Origin of the sequence: Actinomadura meyerae (assembly GCF_900188445.1) — a bacterium.
Lineage (GTDB): Bacteria > Actinomycetota > Actinomycetes > Streptosporangiales > Streptosporangiaceae > Spirillospora > Spirillospora meyerae.
Genome location: NZ_FZOR01000027.1, coordinates 17,723 through 32,382 on the forward strand (window position 1 = coordinate 17,723; position 14,660 = coordinate 32,382).

A 14,660-nucleotide genomic window follows, 5' to 3' on the forward strand; every position below is an offset into this window, starting at 1 on the left:
GCTCTCACCATGACACTTCGCGAGGAGACCGACGCCGTGATCCGAAACAGCCGTCGAGTGGTCGTGCTCGCCGTGGCGGGCGCCGTCGCGATCGCGCCGGTGATCTCCGGTTGCGGCGCGGGCACGTCGCCCCAGTCGGCCGCGCCCACGCAGCTGACCGAGGGCGTCAACGTGTCGATCCCGATGGACGAGAAGGCCGCGACGCAGATCGACCTGCGCAACATGTTCCTGCTCGGCGGGCGGGACGGGCAGCCGCTCAAGGCGGGCGCGGACGTCCCGCTCTACGGCGTGGTGATCAACCAGGTCAAGGGGCGGCCGGACCGGCTGGTCGCGGTCAGCTCGCCCGCCTTCGGCCAGGCCAAGATCGCGGGCGGCGCCGTCCCGGTGCCGGCGGCCCAGGCGGACGGGACGGGCGGCGTCGCCAAGCTGCTCGGCAAGCCGGCCCCGAAGGCGAGCGCCACCGCCACGCCGTCGGGCGGGCAGACCGGCACCCCGAGCCCGCGGACCAGCGCCGGCACCGGCGCCACGCCGAACACGACGAGCACCCCGACGTCCGAGAACACCACCAGCACGCAGGAGAGCGGCCTCCCGGTGACGCCGGGCGCGGGCGACCGGCCCCTCGTGGTGCTGACCGGCCTCACCAAGGACCTCGTCGCGGGGACGACCGTCCCGGTGCGGATGCAGTTCGAGCACGCCGGCGCCGTCGAGTTCCAGGTGCCCGTGGCCCCGGACCAGGAGGACTTCTCCACCTACCCGGCCGCCACGCCCACGACGCAGCCGACCGGCTCGCCGTCGCCGGGGGCGACCGGGAGCCCGACGGGCAGCCCCTCGCCGGGCGCGACCGGAGAGCCGACCCCGGGCACGACCGGGACGCCCGGCACGACCGGATCGCCCGGCACGACCGAGACGCCGGGCGCCTCCGGCGGCCACTGACCGGCGCCCCGCAAGGCCCACAAGGCCCACACGGCCCACACGGCCCGCAAGGCCCGCAAGGCCCGCGACGGCCCGCACGCGAGCGCGAACGCGCGAACGGCCCGCTCCCAGCCGGGGGCGGGCCGTTCCCGTGTCCGTCAGGGCTCGAACTTGTAGCCCAGTCCGCGGACGGTGACGATGTACCGGGGCGCGGACGGCGCCTCCTCGATCTTGGCGCGGAGGCGCTTGATGTGGACGTCCAGCGTCTTGGTGTCGCCCACGTAGTCGGCGCCCCAGACGCGGTCGATCAGCTGCATGCGGGTGAGGACGCGCCCGGCGTTGCGCAGCAGCACCTCCAGCAGCTCGAACTCCTTCAGCGGGAGCTGGACGGGCTCGCCGCCGACGCTGACGACGTGCCGCTCGACGTCCATCCGGACCGGCCCGGCCTCCAGCGTCGCGGGCGCCGGCTCGTCCGCCTCGCCCTGGCGGCGCAGCACGGCCCGCATCCGGGCGATCAGCTCCCGGGTGGAGAACGGCTTGGTGACGTAGTCGTCGGCGCCGAGCTCCAGCCCGACGACCTTGTCGACCTCGCTGTCCTTCGCGGTCAGCATGATCACCGGGACGCTCGACTTCGCGCGCAGCTCCCGGCAGACCTCGGTGCCCGGCAGGCCGGGCAGCATCAGGTCGAGCAGCACGAGGTCGGCACCGTTGCGCTCGAAGATGTCCAGCGCGTCGGGGCCGGTGGCGGCGACCGCCACCTCGAAGCCCTCCTTGCGGAGGTTGTACGACAGTGCGTCGCTGAACGACTCCTCGTCTTCCACGACGAGCACGCGGGTCACGGTGATGCCTCCCGGGCGGTGTTCTCTGGGGCTTTCGTTGCGGTCCCTGCGGCGGGACGAAGGGGGGCGTCGAGCAGCGGGAGCCGGATCGTGAACGTCGACCCGTGGCCCTCCTTGCTCCACACCGTCACGTCGCCGCCGTGCTTGCCGGTGACGTGCTTGACGATGGCGAGGCCGAGCCCGGTGCCGCCGGTGCGCCGCGAGCGGGCCGGGTCGACCCGGTAGAACCGCTCGAAGATCCGGCCGATCTCGGCGTCCGGGATGCCGATGCCCTGGTCGGTCACGTTGATCTCGGCCTGCCGGTCGTCGAGCCGCCGCGCCGACACCACCACCCGGGTGCGCTCGGGGCTGTAGGCGACGGCGTTGTCGACGAGGTTGCGCAGCGCGGTGACGAGCAGCTCCTGGTCGGCGCGGACCCGCAGGCCGGCCTCGCCGCCCGACGCGAGCGCTATCTCCTTCTCGCCCGCCCTGAACTGGCAGCGCTCCAGCGCCTCCGCGACGACCTCGTCCAGCTCGACGGGCCGCAGGTCGGGGAGGGGCTCGTCGCCCTGGACGCGCGACAGCGTCATCAGGTCCTGGACGAGATTGGTCAGCCGCACCGACTCGTACTGCATCCGCCCGGCGAACCGGCGGACGGCCTCGGGGTCGTCGGCGGCGTTCTCGACGGTCTCGGCGAGCAGCGACAGGGCGCCCACCGGGGTCTTCAGCTCGTGGCTGACGTTCGCCACGAAGTCGCGCCGGATCGCCTCGGTGCGGTGCATGTCGGTGAGGTCCTCGGCGAGCACGAGGACCAGGCCGTGCGAGCCGAGCGGCGCCACCCGGACCGCGAACCAGCGGCCGTCCGCCCGGCTCCGCGCGCCCGTCGGCCCGACCTGGATCTCGCTCTCCCGGATCTCCCCGTCCCGGCGGACGAGCCGCGCCATGGCGAGGACCTCGTCCACCACCAGCCGGTCGCCGCTGACCAGGCCGTAGGCCCGCGCGGCGGAGCTGGCGCGCAGCACCCGGTCCTCACCGTCCACGACCACGGCCGACGAGCGCAGGACGCTCAGCACCGACGCCACGCCGGGGGGCAGGGTTCCCACCGGGGCCGTCTGGGGCGCCCTCCGCTGGGCTCGCTCGCTCACGCGCACCGCCAATCCAGTCGTGAGCCCGATGGCGAGCCCGGCGAGCCCGGCGAGGCTCGCGACCATCTCGACCTCCACACCACGGATCGTAGGCGGCGAAACCAGTTGCCCTTCCCCGCGATGCAGGTCAGGTACGTCTCGTTCCCTTAAAGTTCACCTTCCCCTACGGGGCCGTTCACCGCGGCGGGGCAGGCTGTGGCGTGGGCGAGTCCGCCCTCCCCCGGTTCACAGCGAAGGACTTCACGTGCGCGACGCCTACCACGAGGAACTCGACTCCCTCACCGACAGCCTGGTGGAGATGACCCGCCTCGTCCGGTCCGCGATGGCCCGCGCGGTGACCGCCCTGCTGGACGCCGACCTGCGGCTCTCCGAGGAGGTCATCAGCGGTGACGAGCACGTCAACAAGATCGACGCCGCGATCGAGGCGACCGTCTTCGACCTGATGGCGCGGCAGCAGCCGGTCGCCGGCGACCTGCGCACGCTGATCACGGCGCTGCGGATGAGCGGCGACCTGGAGCGCATGGGCGACCTCGCCGTGCACATCGCCAAGACCGCCCGCCGCCGGCATCCGGAGACGGCCGTCCCGCCGGAGCTGCAGGCGACCGTCCTGGAGATGGGGCAGATCGCCGAGCGCATGATCGCCAAGACGGGCAGCGTCATCGCGTCCCAGGACGTGGAGATGGGCCTGGAGCTCGACGCCGACGACGACCAGATGGACCGCCTCCACCGGCGGCTGTTCGACATCCTGCTGTCGCCCAGGTGGAAGCACGGCGTCGAACCGGCCGTCGACATCACCCTCGCCGGGCGCTACTTCGAGCGCTTCGCCGACCACGCCGTCCACGTGGCGGAGAACGTCGTCTACCTGGTGACCGGGCAGCGGCCGGAGGAGATCACCGACCCGGCCTGAGCGGGACGCCCGGAACCGCGACGGCCGCTCCCCTCGTCCTCCTCAGGCCACGGGTGCCATCTGGTGCTCGCCGCGATCAGCTGTGATCATTAATGTGGCGTGCCGCCGGCGACGCGCGCCGCGATCCGGCTGGAGTGAGGCGTGGACGAGGCGCTCTTCCTGATTCTCATCCTCGCGGTACTGGCCTGGGCGCACTTCCTGCGCTCCACGATGGTCAGCTGGATCTGGGGACCGCTCGTGCGGTCCACCGACGGGGACGTCGCGTTGGCCGCCGTGAGGTCGGCCGTCCTGTACCTCGCCGGCGCGGCCGCGGTCGGGCTGGCGCTGCTGGCGGTGCACTCGGTCCTCGACGGCCTGTTCGCGCGGGCGGCCGCCTTCATGCTGAGCCTGCTGTACGCACCGGTGGCGTACATGCCGATCTTCACACGCGGAGACCCCTATGGAGCGATCCGCCGCCTCCTCATGAGGGCCGGGGCGACGGAGAAGCAGGCGCGGGCCTCCGCGTGGGCGACCGGACCGCTGACCTTCATCGGGCTCGCGGTGGTCGGCGGCGGGCTCCTCTCGGCGTTCGTTGCGTGAGGGGCCGCCCCGGGCGGCCCTCGACGTATGAGGCCGCGCGGCGCGGCCCGTCTTCGGCCGGGCCGGCCGGCCGTGCGCGCCACGGCCGGCCGGGACGGTCACTTCTTGCGGCCGCGCCGGGGCTTGTCCTTCTTCGCGTCCTTGGCGTCCTTGGCGGGCGCCGGGGGCTTCGGGGCGCCCGGCTTCGCGGCGCCCTGGTTCTTGACGGCCTCGATGGCGGCCTTCGCCGCGGCCGGGTCGAGGTACTCGCCGCCGCGCTTGAGCGGCGCGAAGTCGTCGTCCAGCTCGTAGACCAGCGGGATGCCGGTCGGGATGTTCAGGCCGACGATCTGCTCGTCGGAGATGTCGTCCAGGTGCTTGACCATGGCGCGGAGCGAGTTGCCGTGCGCGGCGACCATGACGGTCTTGCCGGCGGCCAGGTCGGGCACGATCGCGTCGTACCAGTACGGCAGCAGGCGGTCGACGACGTCGGCGAGGCACTCCGAGCGCGGGATCAGCTCGGACGGCAGTTCGGCGTACCGGAGGTCGTTGACCTGCGACAGCGGGTCGTCGTCCTTGATGGGCGGCGGCGGGGTGTCGTAGGAGCGGCGCCAGGTCATGAACTGCTCTTCGCCGAACTCCTCGCGCGTCTGCGCCTTGTTCTTGCCCTGGAGGGCGCCGTAGTGGCGCTCGTTCAGCCGCCAGGAGCGCTTCACCGGGATCCAGAGCAGGTCCGCGACGTCCAGGGCGATGTTGGCGGTGCGGATGGCCCGCTTCAGCAGGGAGGTGTGCACCACGTCGGGGGTGATGTCGGCGTCGAGCAGCAGGTCGCCGCCGCGGGTCGCCTCGCTCTCGCCCTTCGCGGACAGGTCGACGTCCACCCAGCCGGTGAACAGCCCTTCCGCGTTCCAAACGCTTTCGCCATGCCGGAGCAATACCAGGGTCGCCATGCCGCAGAGCCTATCGGCCCGCCCGGGGTCACTCGCGGTTGGCCGGGTCCGCGAAGGAGGCGAACGCCCGCAGGTTGGCGAGGCTTTCGCCGCGCTTGACCCGCCAGTCCCATTCGCGCTGGATGGACGTCTTGAATCCGCGCTCCAGGGCCTTGTCGAAGTTCTCGTCGGAGTAGGTGAGCACGCAGCCGAGGACGCGGTCGATCTCGTCCGGGGAGATCGCCTCCAGGGGCAGCTTCCCGACGAGGTGGACGTCGCCGACGTCGTCCAGGGCGAACGCGACCCCGTACATGCGACCGTTCTTCTCCAGCAGGAACCGGTAGAACTCGGCGTGGTTCTCGTCCGGGCGGCGGCAGAAGAACGCCTCGACGTGCAGGGAGTGGTCGCCGACGATCAGCCAGGTCATCGTGGCGAGCTTGTGCTGCCCGGGGAGCCTGACGAAGAACGCGTTCTCGCGCGGCTCGTCGAACTCCAGCTCGGCCGCCCTGAGCGTCTCCCTGATGGTCTCGACGTGGTTCGCACGCTCTTCGGTCATGCGGTGACCTCCGCGGCGGCGGCGTTCATGGCGGGCATCGACGACATGGCACCGGTATACACGTCGAGGAGGCGGTCGACGGTGGCGTCCCAGCCGAAGCCGTCCGCGTGCCGGACGGCGCCGCGGGCGAGCCGCGCGTGCAGGCCGGGTTCGGCGTGCAGCCGGCGCAGGACGGCGGCGTAGTCGGCGGGGTCGTGCCCGGAGATCAGGACACCGGACTCGCCGTCCGCGACGGCGGTGCACAGGCCGCCGACGCGGGACGCGACGACGGGCGTCCCGCACGCCTGCGACTCCACGGCGACGAGCCCGAACGACTCGCTGTGGGACGGGACGACGGTGACGTCAGCGGCGCGGTACCAGTCGGCCAGCTCGCGCTGCGGGCTCGGCGGCTCGAAGCGCATGACGTCGCTGATGCCCAGCCCGGCGGCCAGCGACTGGAGCCCCTCGGGGCGGCAGCGGCCGGAACCGGACGGGCCGCCGACGACGGCGACGACGAGCCTGGCGCGCAGCGCCGGATCGTCGGCGAGCATGCGGGCCACGGCGCGCAGCAGGACGTCCGGCGCCTTGAGCGGCTGGATCCGGCCGACGAACAGCAGCACGTACGCGTCGCGGGGCAGTCCGAGCCGGCGGCGGGCCGGGCCGGTGCGGTGCGGGAGGAGGCCGGTGCTGCGGGCGAGGATCGGCGACTCGGGGCGGAACATCGACAGGTCGACGCCGGGGCTGACGGTCGCGACCCGCGCGGGGTCGGCGCCGTAGAGGTCCACGAGTTCGCGGGCCTCCTTGGCGGTGTTGGCGACGAGCTGGTCGGAGGAGGCCGCGACCTGCTCCTCGCCGAGGACGCGCTCGGCGGGCTCCGGCTTGTCGTCGTCCGCCAGGGCCGCGTTCTTGACCTTCGCCATCGTGTGCATCGAGTGGACGAGCGGCACGCCCCACCGCTGCTTGACCGCCCAGCCGGCCTGCCCGGACAGCCAGTAGTGCGTGTGCAGGAGGTCGTAGTGGCCGGGGTCGTGGGCCGCCTCGACGCGCAGCACCCCGGAGGTGAAGCCGCACAGGTGCCGGGAAAGCTCGGTCTTCTCCAGCTCCTCGAACGGCCCGGCGACGACGTTGCGGACGAGCACGCCCGGGGCGAGCTCGACCACCGGGGGCAGGGCCCGTGATGTCGCGCGGGTGAAGATGTCGACTTCCACACCCCTCGCGGCCAGCCTCTTGGCCACCTCGACGATGTAGACGTTCATGCCGCCCGCGTCGCCGGTACCAGGTTGGTCAAGGGGGGATGTATGAACACTGACCGTCGCAACCCGGTTGATACGACGCGACACTGAACATCACCTCCGGTAGTGCAACCTATCGACCGGGTTTGGTGTTCCCTCGGGAAGGGGGACATTCGTGACTTCTCGCCACAGTGACCCGTCTCACCGCGGACCGTCCCCCGCGCGGCGCGGCCGACCGCGTCTGGGACCCTGGTCGCATGCGTAAGACCGCGATAGTGACCGGAGCAAGCAGCGGGATCGGCGCCGCCACGGCGAGGCGCCTGGCGGCGGAGGGGTTCAACGTGGTGCTCGCCGCGCGCCGCCGCGACCGCCTGGACGCGCTCGCCAAAGAGATCGCCGAGACCGTGCCGGGCGCCGCGAAGACCGTCCCGGTCACCCTGGACGTGACCTCGCAGGAGTCGGTGGAGGCGCTGGCGGCGGCGGTCCCCGCCTGCCACGTGCTGGTCAACAACGCGGGCGGCGCCGTCGGCCTGGAGAGCGTGGCGGACGCCGACCTGTCCGACTGGCAGACGATGTACGACACCAACGTGCTGGGCCTGGTCCGGGTGACGAAGGCGATCCTGCCCAAGCTGATCGAGAGCGGCGCCGGGCACGTGGTGAACATCACCTCGCTCGCCGCGCACGTCCCGTACGAGGGCGGCGGCGGGTACAACGCGGCCAAGCACGCCGCCTACGCGGTCAACGACGTGATGCGGCTGGAACTGGTCGCCGAGCCGGTGCGGGTGACCGAGATCGCGCCGGGGCTGGTGAAGACCGAGGAGTTCTCCCTGGTCCGGTTCCGGGGGGACGCCGAGCGGGCCGCCAAGCCGTACGAGGGCGTCCCGGAGCCGCTCGTCGCCGAGGACGTCGCCGACTGCGTGGCCTGGGCCGTCACCCGCCCGCCGCACGTGAACATCGACCGCATCGACGTGCAGCCCCGCGTGCAGGCCGCCCCCTACAAGCTGCACCGCGAGTAGCGGGCTCAGCGTCGCGGGGCGACCTCCGCCCACGGGAGCGTGACCTCTCCGAGGCGCCACCGGCGCCGCCCGCCGTACGGCGGACGCGTGAGGACGGGATGGGTCCGCGCCAGCAGCGACACAGCCTCGACCCAGCGCGCGCGGGGGCCGAACGCCGAGTGCGGCGCGGCCGTCGCCCAGCAGCGGTCGAAGTCCGCCAGCAGCGCGTGGACGGGCTCGCCGGGCACGTTCCGGTGGATCAGCGTCTTCGGCAGGCGCTCGGCCAGCACGGACGGACGCTCCAGCGAGCCCAGATGGGCGGCGAACGTTATGGTCTGGGGCCCCTCCCGGGTGAGGGTGACCCAGACCGCGCGGCGCCCGATCTCGTCGCACGTCCCCTCCACGAGGACGCCCGATGGTGCCAGGCGCGCGCGCAGGTCGTCCCACGCGCGCCAGGCGGCCGACTCGTCGTACTGCCGCAGCACGTTGAACGCCCTGACCAGCGCGGGCGGCCGCGGCACCGGCAGCTCGAACCCCCCGAGCCGGAACGACAGCCCCTCGAACGCACCGGCTCCTTTGCGGTCTCCGGCTCCTTTGGAGGGGACGGAGGGTCGCGGCGGGGGCGGATCCGGGGGTTCGGGGGGTTCGCGGAGGGCGGCGAGGAGGGTCCGGCCCGCGGCGACGCGGTCGGGTTCGATCTCGATGCCGACGACCTCCAGGCGCGGCGCGACCGCGCGCAGCCGGGTGTAGATCTCGAACGTGGTGACCGGCGAGGCGCCGTAGCCGAGGTCGACGGCCAGCGGGCGCGGGTCCGCGTGCAGCGGGCGGGCCTGGGTGGCGGCGATCCAGCGGTCCACGCGGCGGAGCCGGTTGGGGGCGGTGGTGCCGCGAGTCACCTCGCCTCGCGGCCGGCTTGCTGGGGGCACCCGGCAATTGTTCCTTCTCGCGGCCTATGCCTTGTACGCCGGAAGGTGCGGGGTACGTCCGACAACGCCGCGAACCGCCCGACCTCCCGCGCCCCTCACCGAACGAGGTTCGGTAAGTTGGCGATTACGGTGCCGACGCCGTCCCCCCGAGGAGTGCCGATGCTCGACCTGGCGACCCTGCACGAGGCCATCGCCGCCGCGATCCCCGACCGCGAGTGCCTGGTGTGGCGCGACCGCCGGACCACCTGGCGCGAGATGGCCGACCGGACCCGCCGGCTGGCGAACGTCCTGCACGGGCACGGCCTCGGCCTGCGCGGCACGGCGGCGGCCGAGCCGTGGGAGTCGCCGCACGACCATCTGGCGCTCTACCTGCACAACGGCCCCGAGTACCTGGAGGGCCTGGTCGGCGCCCACAAGGCGCGGGTCGCCCCGTTCAACGTCAACTACCGGTACGTCGACGACGAGCTGGCGCACCTGTTCGGCGACGCCCGTCCCGCCGCCGTGCTGTTCCACGCCCGGTTCGCGGGCGCGATCGGCCGGGTCGTCGAGCGGCTGGACGAGCGACCCCTGCTCCTCCAGGTTGCCGACGAGTCCGGTGCCGCACTGCTGCCCGGCGCGCTCGACTACGAGGAGGCCCTCGCCAAGGCGCCGGCCGGCCCGCCGCCGGTGCGGCCCGAGGCCGGCGACCTGCACATCCTCTACACCGGCGGGACGACCGGCATGCCGAAGGGCGTGCTGTGGCGGATCGGCGACCTGATGATCGGCCCGCTGGGGATGCGGCGCCGCGACGGCCTCCCCGTCACCGATCTGGACGACGCGGTCGCGCGGGCCGTCCGCAGCGACGTGCGGGTGCTGGTCGGCCCGCCGCTGATGCACGGCGCGGGCACGTGGTCGGCGCTCGGCGCCTGGTGCGGCGGCGGGTGCGTGGTGTTCCCCGACCGGGTGGACGGCCTGGACGCGGCCGACCTGATGGCGACCGCCGAGCGCGAGCGCGTCACCCGGATGCCGCTGGTCGGGGACGCGTTCGCCCGTCCGATCACGGCGGCGCTGGAGGCGCGCCCGCACGACCTCGGCACGCTGCGCACGTTCGTGAACTCGGCCGCCGCGATCAGCCCCGCCGTGAAGGCGCGGATGCTGGAGCTCCTCCCCCACGCCCGGATCGTGGACGTCCTCGGGTCGTCGGAGTCGGGGTTCCAGGTGACCCGGCACGGCTCGGCGGCCCGGACGTTCGCGGCGGCGCCCGGGACGGCGGTGCTGTCGGCCGACCGGTCCCGGCGCCTCGCGCCCGGCGAGGACGAGCTGGGCTGGCTGGCCAAGGGCGGCGACGCGATCCCGCTCGGCTACCTCGGCGACCCGGCGAAGACCCGGGAGACGTTCCTGACGCTGGACGGCGAGCGCCTGGTCGTCGCGGGCGACCGGGCGCGGCTGCTCGCGGACGGCACCGTGGAGGTGCACGGCCGGGAGGCCACCACGATCAACACCGGCGGGGAGAAGGTGTTCGCGGAGGAGGTCGAGTCCGTGCTGCGCGGGCTGCCGGGCGTCGCGGACGCGCTGGTCGTCGGCCGGCCGAGCGAGCGCTGGGGCACCGAGATCGTCGCGGTGGTCAGCCCCGCCGGCGGCCCCTCGGACGACGAGCTGCGCGCGGGCTGCGCCGCCCACCTGGCCCGCTACAAGATCCCGAAGGCGTTCGTGCGGACGGACGCGGGCCTGCGCCTGCCGAACGGCAAGGCCGACTACACCGCCGCCCGCGCCCTCCTCGACTGACGGACCCGGAGAAAGAACCGCGTTCGGTTTGTAGGGGCGCGGCCTGTACCGGGGCGCCGGAACGGACGATCATGGCGGGATGCCGGATCTGGACTCTCTGCTCGCCGACCTCGCCGCCGAGGGCGACTCCGTCGACGCCCTGGTCGCGCCGCTGCCCGCCGCCCGCTGGGCGGACCCCACCCCCGCCGAGGGCTGGACGATCGCGCACCAGATCGCCCATCTCGCCTGGACCGACGACCAGGCCGTGGTCGCCGCCACCGACGCCGACGCGTTCGCGAAGCTCCTGGAGGCGGCGATCGCCGACCCCTCCGGCTTCGTCGAGTCGGGCGCGCGGGAGGGCGCGGAGGAGGACCCGGCCGACCTCCTCGCCCGCTGGCGCGACGGGCGCCGCCGCATGGTGGCCGCCCTCGCCGCCGTCCCGCCCGGCACGCGGCTGCCCTGGTTCGGCCCGCCGATGGGCGCCGCGACGCTCGCGACCGCGCGGCTGATGGAGACGTGGGCGCACGGCGAGGACGTCGCCGACGCGCTCGGGGTCCGCCGCGAGCCGACGCACCGGCTCCGGCACGTCGCGCACATCGGCGTCCGGACCCGCGACTTCTCCTACCGCAACCGCGGGCTGGAGCCGCCGTCCGAGGAGTTCCGCGTCGTCCTCACCGGGCCCGGCGGCGAGGAGTGGACGTGGGGGCCGCAGGACGCGCGCCAGTCCGTCACCGGCCCCGCGCTCGACTTCTGCCACGCCGTCGCGCAGCGCCGCCACCGCGCCGACCTGGCCCTCACCGCCACCGGCCCGGACGCCGACCGCTGGCTGGACATCGCCCAGGCGTTCGCCGGGCCACCCGGTACCGGCCGCGCACCCCGGTCGAGCTGACAGGGCCGGCCGGGAGAGCCGGCTGACGGGGCCGCTGAGAGATCGGCCACTGTGCGGGCCGTCCGGGTTCCACCGGGGCTGATCTTGGACATGTCCTCCATATGACAGTTCTCATTGCATTCGACGGTTCTGACGACGCGCGCACCGCGATCGAGTTCGCCGCCCGCCATGTGAAGGACGAGCCGGCCGTGGTGATGACGGTGTGGGAGCCGCTGCTGACGCAGATCACCTGGGCGCCGATCGCGGCCGTGGCGCCGGTCCCGGCCGAGCCGAAGGACGGCGACAGGTGGGAGGAGGAGAAGCAGGCCGAGCAGCTCGCGCGGGCGGGGGCCGACCTCGCCGCGGCCGCCGGGCTGACCGATGTGACGACGCGGGCGGAGCGCGGCGGCGGGCCCGTGTGGGCCGCCATCGTGGACGTCGCGGACGAGCTGGACGCCTCGTTGATCGTCACCGGCTCGCGCGGCCTCGCGGGCGCGCGTTCGGTGATCCTGGGCAGCGTGTCGACCCGCGTGCTGCACCATGCGCACCGCCCCGTGCTGGTCGTGCCGCCGCCCAAGAAGGATTAGCGGCCGGCTAGGACGATTCGAGCGCGCGCGCGAACTCACCGAGGACGTCCTCGGTGAAGAGGACGAAGCGAACGTCGGTGACCCGGGTGGGGGTGGCGCGGACGGTGCCGATGGCGATCCGGGCGGCGTCGTCCACCGGCCAGCCGAAGATCCCGGCCGACACGGCCGGGAAGGCGACCGAGGCGGCGCCCAGCTCGTCGGCGACGCGCAGGGACTCGCGGTAGCAGGAGGCCAGCAGGCCGGAGCGGTCGTCGGACGCGGAGTACACCGGGCCGACCGTGTGGATCACCCAGCGGGCGGGCAGCCGCCCGGCCGTGGTCGCGACCGCCCGGCCCGTCGGCAGCCCGCCGCCGTAGTGCCCGGCGCGCAGCTCGCGGCACGCGGCGAGGATCTCCGGCCCGCCGCGGCGGTGGATCGCGCCGTCCACGCCGCCGCCCCCGAGCAGCGACGAGTTGGCGGCGTTCACGACCGCGTCGACGTCCTGCTCGGTGATGTCGCCCTGGACGAGGGTGATCTCCATGCGCGCTCCTCCGCCGTCTTTCCGCGTCTCTCGGCCGTCCCAGATTCGGCCCGAACACGTGAATTCTCGTACGCGCCGGATGCGAAACGCGTTCGGGCGGTTCCCGGCGGTACGCTCAGTGGCGGACGGGACCCCGGGGGCGGTGCGGCTCGTCCGACATCGTCCGGCCGGACGCAGGGGGGCTACCATGCCGAACGCCGGGTGAGTGCACTGGACGATCCCATAAAAGACGATCTCACAAAGGCGTGACAGTCGCGGAGGTACCCCCTTGAAGATTCTCCTCGCCGGAGCGACCGGAGTCGTCGGTCGCCGGCTGATCCCGCTGCTCGTCCAGGCGGGCCACGAGGTCGCAGGGACGACGCGCCGGTCCGAACGCACCGGGCTGCTGCGCGACCTCGGCGCCGCGCCCGTCATCGTGGACATGCTGGACGCCGAGGCGGTCCGCGACACCGTCGCGGCCGAGCGCCCGGACGCCGTGATCCACCAGCTCACCGACCTCAGCGAGGAGGACTTCGACGCCAACTCGCGGCTGCGCATCACCGGTACCCGCAACCTGGTGGACGCGGCGAAGGCGGCCGGCGTCGAGACGATGGTCGCGCAGAGCATCGCGTGGCTGTACGTCCCGGGCACCTCGCCCGCGGTCGAGAGCGACCCGCTCGACCCCACGCTGCCCCCGTACGCGGGCGTCGCGGCGCTGGAGGAGGCGGTCGGCGAGATGCCGCGCGGCGTGGTGCTGCGCTACGGCGCGCTCTACGGCCCCGGCACCTGGTACGCCCCCGACGGCGCGATCGCGGAGCGGGCCCGCGCGGGCACGCTGCGGCTGGCGCCGTCGTGGACGTCCTTCGTGCACGCCGACGACGCGGCCTCGGCGGCGCTCGCCGCGCTCGACTGGCCGGCCGGCACCGTCAACATCGTGGACGACGAGCCCGCCACCACGGCGGACTGGCTGCCCGTCTACAGCGCGGCGATCGGCGCCCCGCACCCGGGCAGCGCGGGCAAGCACGCCGCGACGACCGGCCGCCCGGTGTCCAACGCCAAGGCGCTGGAGCTCGGCTGGAAGCCGCGGGTGACGTCGTGGCGCACCGGGTTCGCCCAGATGGAGACCACAACCGAATAATCGGGCGGAACGTGACAATTCACCCGAACTGGAACGACCGCTTCGCCAGCCCGAGCCAGTAGCCGTCGATCACGGACCGGCGCTCCGACGCCGCGTCCGCGTCCGCGTCCGCTCCCAGCGCCATGAACAGCGGCGCGAAATGCTCGGTCCGCGGGTGGGCGATGCGCGCCGCGGGGGCCTTCGCGCGGAAGTCGAGCAGGGCGTCGACGTCGCCGCTCCGCACCGCCCGGTCCGTCCACTCGTCGAACTCCGCCGACCACGCGGGCGGCGGGGCGTCCGGGTCCGGGCGCAGCTCCCGCAGGTTGTGCGTGGTGAAACCGCTCCCGATGATCAGCACGCCGCGGTCGCGCAGCGGCGCGAGGCTCCGCCCCACCTCGAAGAGCCGCTCGGGCTCCAGCGTGGGCAGCGACATCTGCAGCACGGGGACGTCGGCGTCCGGGTACATCTCCACGAGCGGGACGTACGCGCCGTGGTCCAGCCCCCGCTCCTCGTCCTGCTGCACGCCGGGAACCAGTTTGCGCACGTCGGCGGCCAGCTCGGGGGCGCCGGGCGCGTCATAGCGGACGCGGTAGTAGTGCTCGGGGAACCCCCAGAAGTCGTACACCAACGGCACCCGCCGGGTGGCGCCGATGCTCAGCGGAGCGGCCTCCCAGTGCGCCGACACCATCAGGATCGCGGCGGGCTTCGGCAGGTCCGCCGACCAGCGGGCGAGCTGATCGGTCCACAGCGCGTCGTCCGCCAGCGGCGGGGCGCCGTGGCTCAGGTAGAGCACCGGCATCCGGGTCATGTCGTCCTCCCTTTACTTGAGATTTCAACCATATCCGGAAGATACTTGAACTTTCAAGGCTTGAGGATTCAACTGTTGGGT

At 73.5% G+C, this 14,660-nt stretch carries 16 protein-coding genes; 8 read left to right on the forward strand and 8 right to left on the reverse strand.

The window, feature by feature from the left end; genetic code table 11:
- The first annotated feature begins 36 nt into the window (after positions 1-36).
- Complete coding sequence (locus CHF16_RS25055) at positions 37-933, forward strand: copper chaperone PCu(A)C (protein ID WP_143228110.1); 897 nt, start codon at positions 37-39, stop codon at positions 931-933.
- Positions 934-1,070: 137 nt separating this feature from the next.
- On the opposite strand, the gene CHF16_RS25060 is transcribed toward CHF16_RS25055, so the two are convergent.
- Both CHF16_RS25060 and CHF16_RS25065 read right to left on the reverse strand, forming a co-directional pair.
- A complete protein-coding gene (locus tag CHF16_RS25060; RefSeq protein WP_483860511.1) occupies positions 1,071-1,742 on the reverse strand; it encodes a winged helix-turn-helix domain-containing protein in 672 nt (223 codons plus the stop codon).
- Between the two features lie 5 nt (positions 1,743-1,747).
- Positions 1,748-2,953 carry a sensor histidine kinase gene (locus CHF16_RS25065; protein WP_179271689.1) on the reverse strand — a complete coding sequence of 402 codons (1,206 nt, stop codon included), beginning with the start codon at positions 2,951-2,953 and terminating at the stop codon, positions 1,748-1,750.
- Positions 2,954-3,119: 166 nt separating this feature from the next.
- Here CHF16_RS25065 and phoU point away from each other — a divergent pair, with 166 nt between their 5' ends.
- Together phoU and CHF16_RS25075 are read left to right on the forward strand one after the other, a co-directional pair.
- Positions 3,120-3,782, forward strand: coding sequence for a phosphate signaling complex protein PhoU (gene phoU, locus CHF16_RS25070; protein WP_089328585.1), 663 nt, complete (start codon positions 3,120-3,122; stop codon positions 3,780-3,782).
- Positions 3,783-3,923: 141 nt separating this feature from the next.
- On the forward strand, positions 3,924-4,361 hold the full coding sequence (locus CHF16_RS25075) for a hypothetical protein (RefSeq protein ID WP_089328586.1): 438 nt from the start codon (positions 3,924-3,926) through the stop codon (positions 4,359-4,361).
- A gap of 98 nt (positions 4,362-4,459) precedes the next feature.
- Here the strand turns inward: CHF16_RS25075 and CHF16_RS25080 are convergent, their stop codons facing one another.
- The 3 genes from CHF16_RS25080 to mshA are packed head-to-tail and all read right to left on the reverse strand — an operon-like array spanning position 4,460 to position 7,144.
- Positions 4,460-5,290 carry a phosphoglyceromutase gene (locus tag CHF16_RS25080; RefSeq protein WP_089328587.1) on the reverse strand — a complete coding sequence of 277 codons (831 nt, stop codon included), beginning with the start codon at positions 5,288-5,290 and terminating at the stop codon, positions 4,460-4,462.
- Positions 5,291-5,318: 28 nt separating this feature from the next.
- Positions 5,319-5,825 (reverse strand): type III secretion system chaperone family protein, encoded by a 507-nt coding sequence (locus CHF16_RS25085; RefSeq protein ID WP_089328588.1) that lies wholly within the window; start codon positions 5,823-5,825, stop codon positions 5,319-5,321.
- Positions 5,822-7,144, reverse strand: coding sequence for a D-inositol-3-phosphate glycosyltransferase (mshA, locus tag CHF16_RS25090; protein ID WP_089328589.1), 1,323 nt, complete (start codon positions 7,142-7,144; stop codon positions 5,822-5,824). Before mshA ends, CHF16_RS25085 begins: the two co-directional genes overlap by 4 nt.
- Before the next feature lie 149 nt (positions 7,145-7,293).
- Here mshA and CHF16_RS25095 point away from each other — a divergent pair, with 149 nt between their 5' ends.
- The gene (locus CHF16_RS25095) at positions 7,294-8,052 is read left to right on the forward strand and encodes an SDR family NAD(P)-dependent oxidoreductase (RefSeq protein ID WP_089328590.1); all 759 of its coding nucleotides are present in this window, start codon (positions 7,294-7,296) and stop codon (positions 8,050-8,052) included.
- A 5-nt stretch (positions 8,053-8,057) separates the two neighbouring features.
- Here CHF16_RS25095 and CHF16_RS25100 read toward each other — a convergent pair whose 3' ends face one another.
- Entirely contained in the window at positions 8,058-8,927 is an 870-nt protein-coding gene (locus CHF16_RS25100; RefSeq protein ID WP_089328591.1) for an SAM-dependent methyltransferase, read from the reverse strand.
- A gap of 189 nt (positions 8,928-9,116) precedes the next feature.
- On the opposite strand from CHF16_RS25100, the gene CHF16_RS25105 reads away from it, so the two are divergent.
- The 3 genes from CHF16_RS25105 to CHF16_RS25115 all read left to right on the forward strand — a co-directional run bounded on the left by CHF16_RS25105 (position 9,117) and on the right by CHF16_RS25115 (position 12,155).
- Positions 9,117-10,721 (forward strand): AMP-binding protein, encoded by a 1,605-nt coding sequence (locus CHF16_RS25105; RefSeq protein ID WP_089328592.1) that lies wholly within the window; start codon positions 9,117-9,119, stop codon positions 10,719-10,721.
- A gap of 79 nt (positions 10,722-10,800) precedes the next feature.
- Positions 10,801-11,589, forward strand: a complete 789-nt coding sequence (locus CHF16_RS25110; RefSeq protein WP_089328593.1) for a TIGR03084 family metal-binding protein — start codon at positions 10,801-10,803, stop codon at positions 11,587-11,589.
- Positions 11,590-11,690: 101 nt separating this feature from the next.
- Positions 11,691-12,155: a universal stress protein gene (locus tag CHF16_RS25115; RefSeq protein ID WP_089328594.1), complete on the forward strand. Its 465-nt coding sequence runs from the start codon at positions 11,691-11,693 to the stop codon at positions 12,153-12,155.
- 7 nt (positions 12,156-12,162) lie between these two features.
- Here CHF16_RS25115 and CHF16_RS25120 read toward each other — a convergent pair whose 3' ends face one another.
- Complete coding sequence (locus CHF16_RS25120) at positions 12,163-12,675, reverse strand: O-acetyl-ADP-ribose deacetylase (RefSeq protein WP_089328595.1); 513 nt, start codon at positions 12,673-12,675, stop codon at positions 12,163-12,165.
- A 268-nt stretch (positions 12,676-12,943) separates the two neighbouring features.
- On the opposite strand from CHF16_RS25120, the gene CHF16_RS25125 reads away from it, so the two are divergent.
- Positions 12,944-13,792 carry an NAD-dependent epimerase/dehydratase family protein gene (locus CHF16_RS25125; protein WP_089328596.1) on the forward strand — a complete coding sequence of 283 codons (849 nt, stop codon included), beginning with the start codon at positions 12,944-12,946 and terminating at the stop codon, positions 13,790-13,792.
- A gap of 19 nt (positions 13,793-13,811) precedes the next feature.
- Here CHF16_RS25125 and CHF16_RS25130 read toward each other — a convergent pair whose 3' ends face one another.
- Positions 13,812-14,579 carry a dioxygenase family protein gene (locus tag CHF16_RS25130; protein ID WP_089328597.1) on the reverse strand — a complete coding sequence of 256 codons (768 nt, stop codon included), beginning with the start codon at positions 14,577-14,579 and terminating at the stop codon, positions 13,812-13,814.
- Between the last annotated feature and the right edge of the window lie 81 nt (positions 14,580-14,660).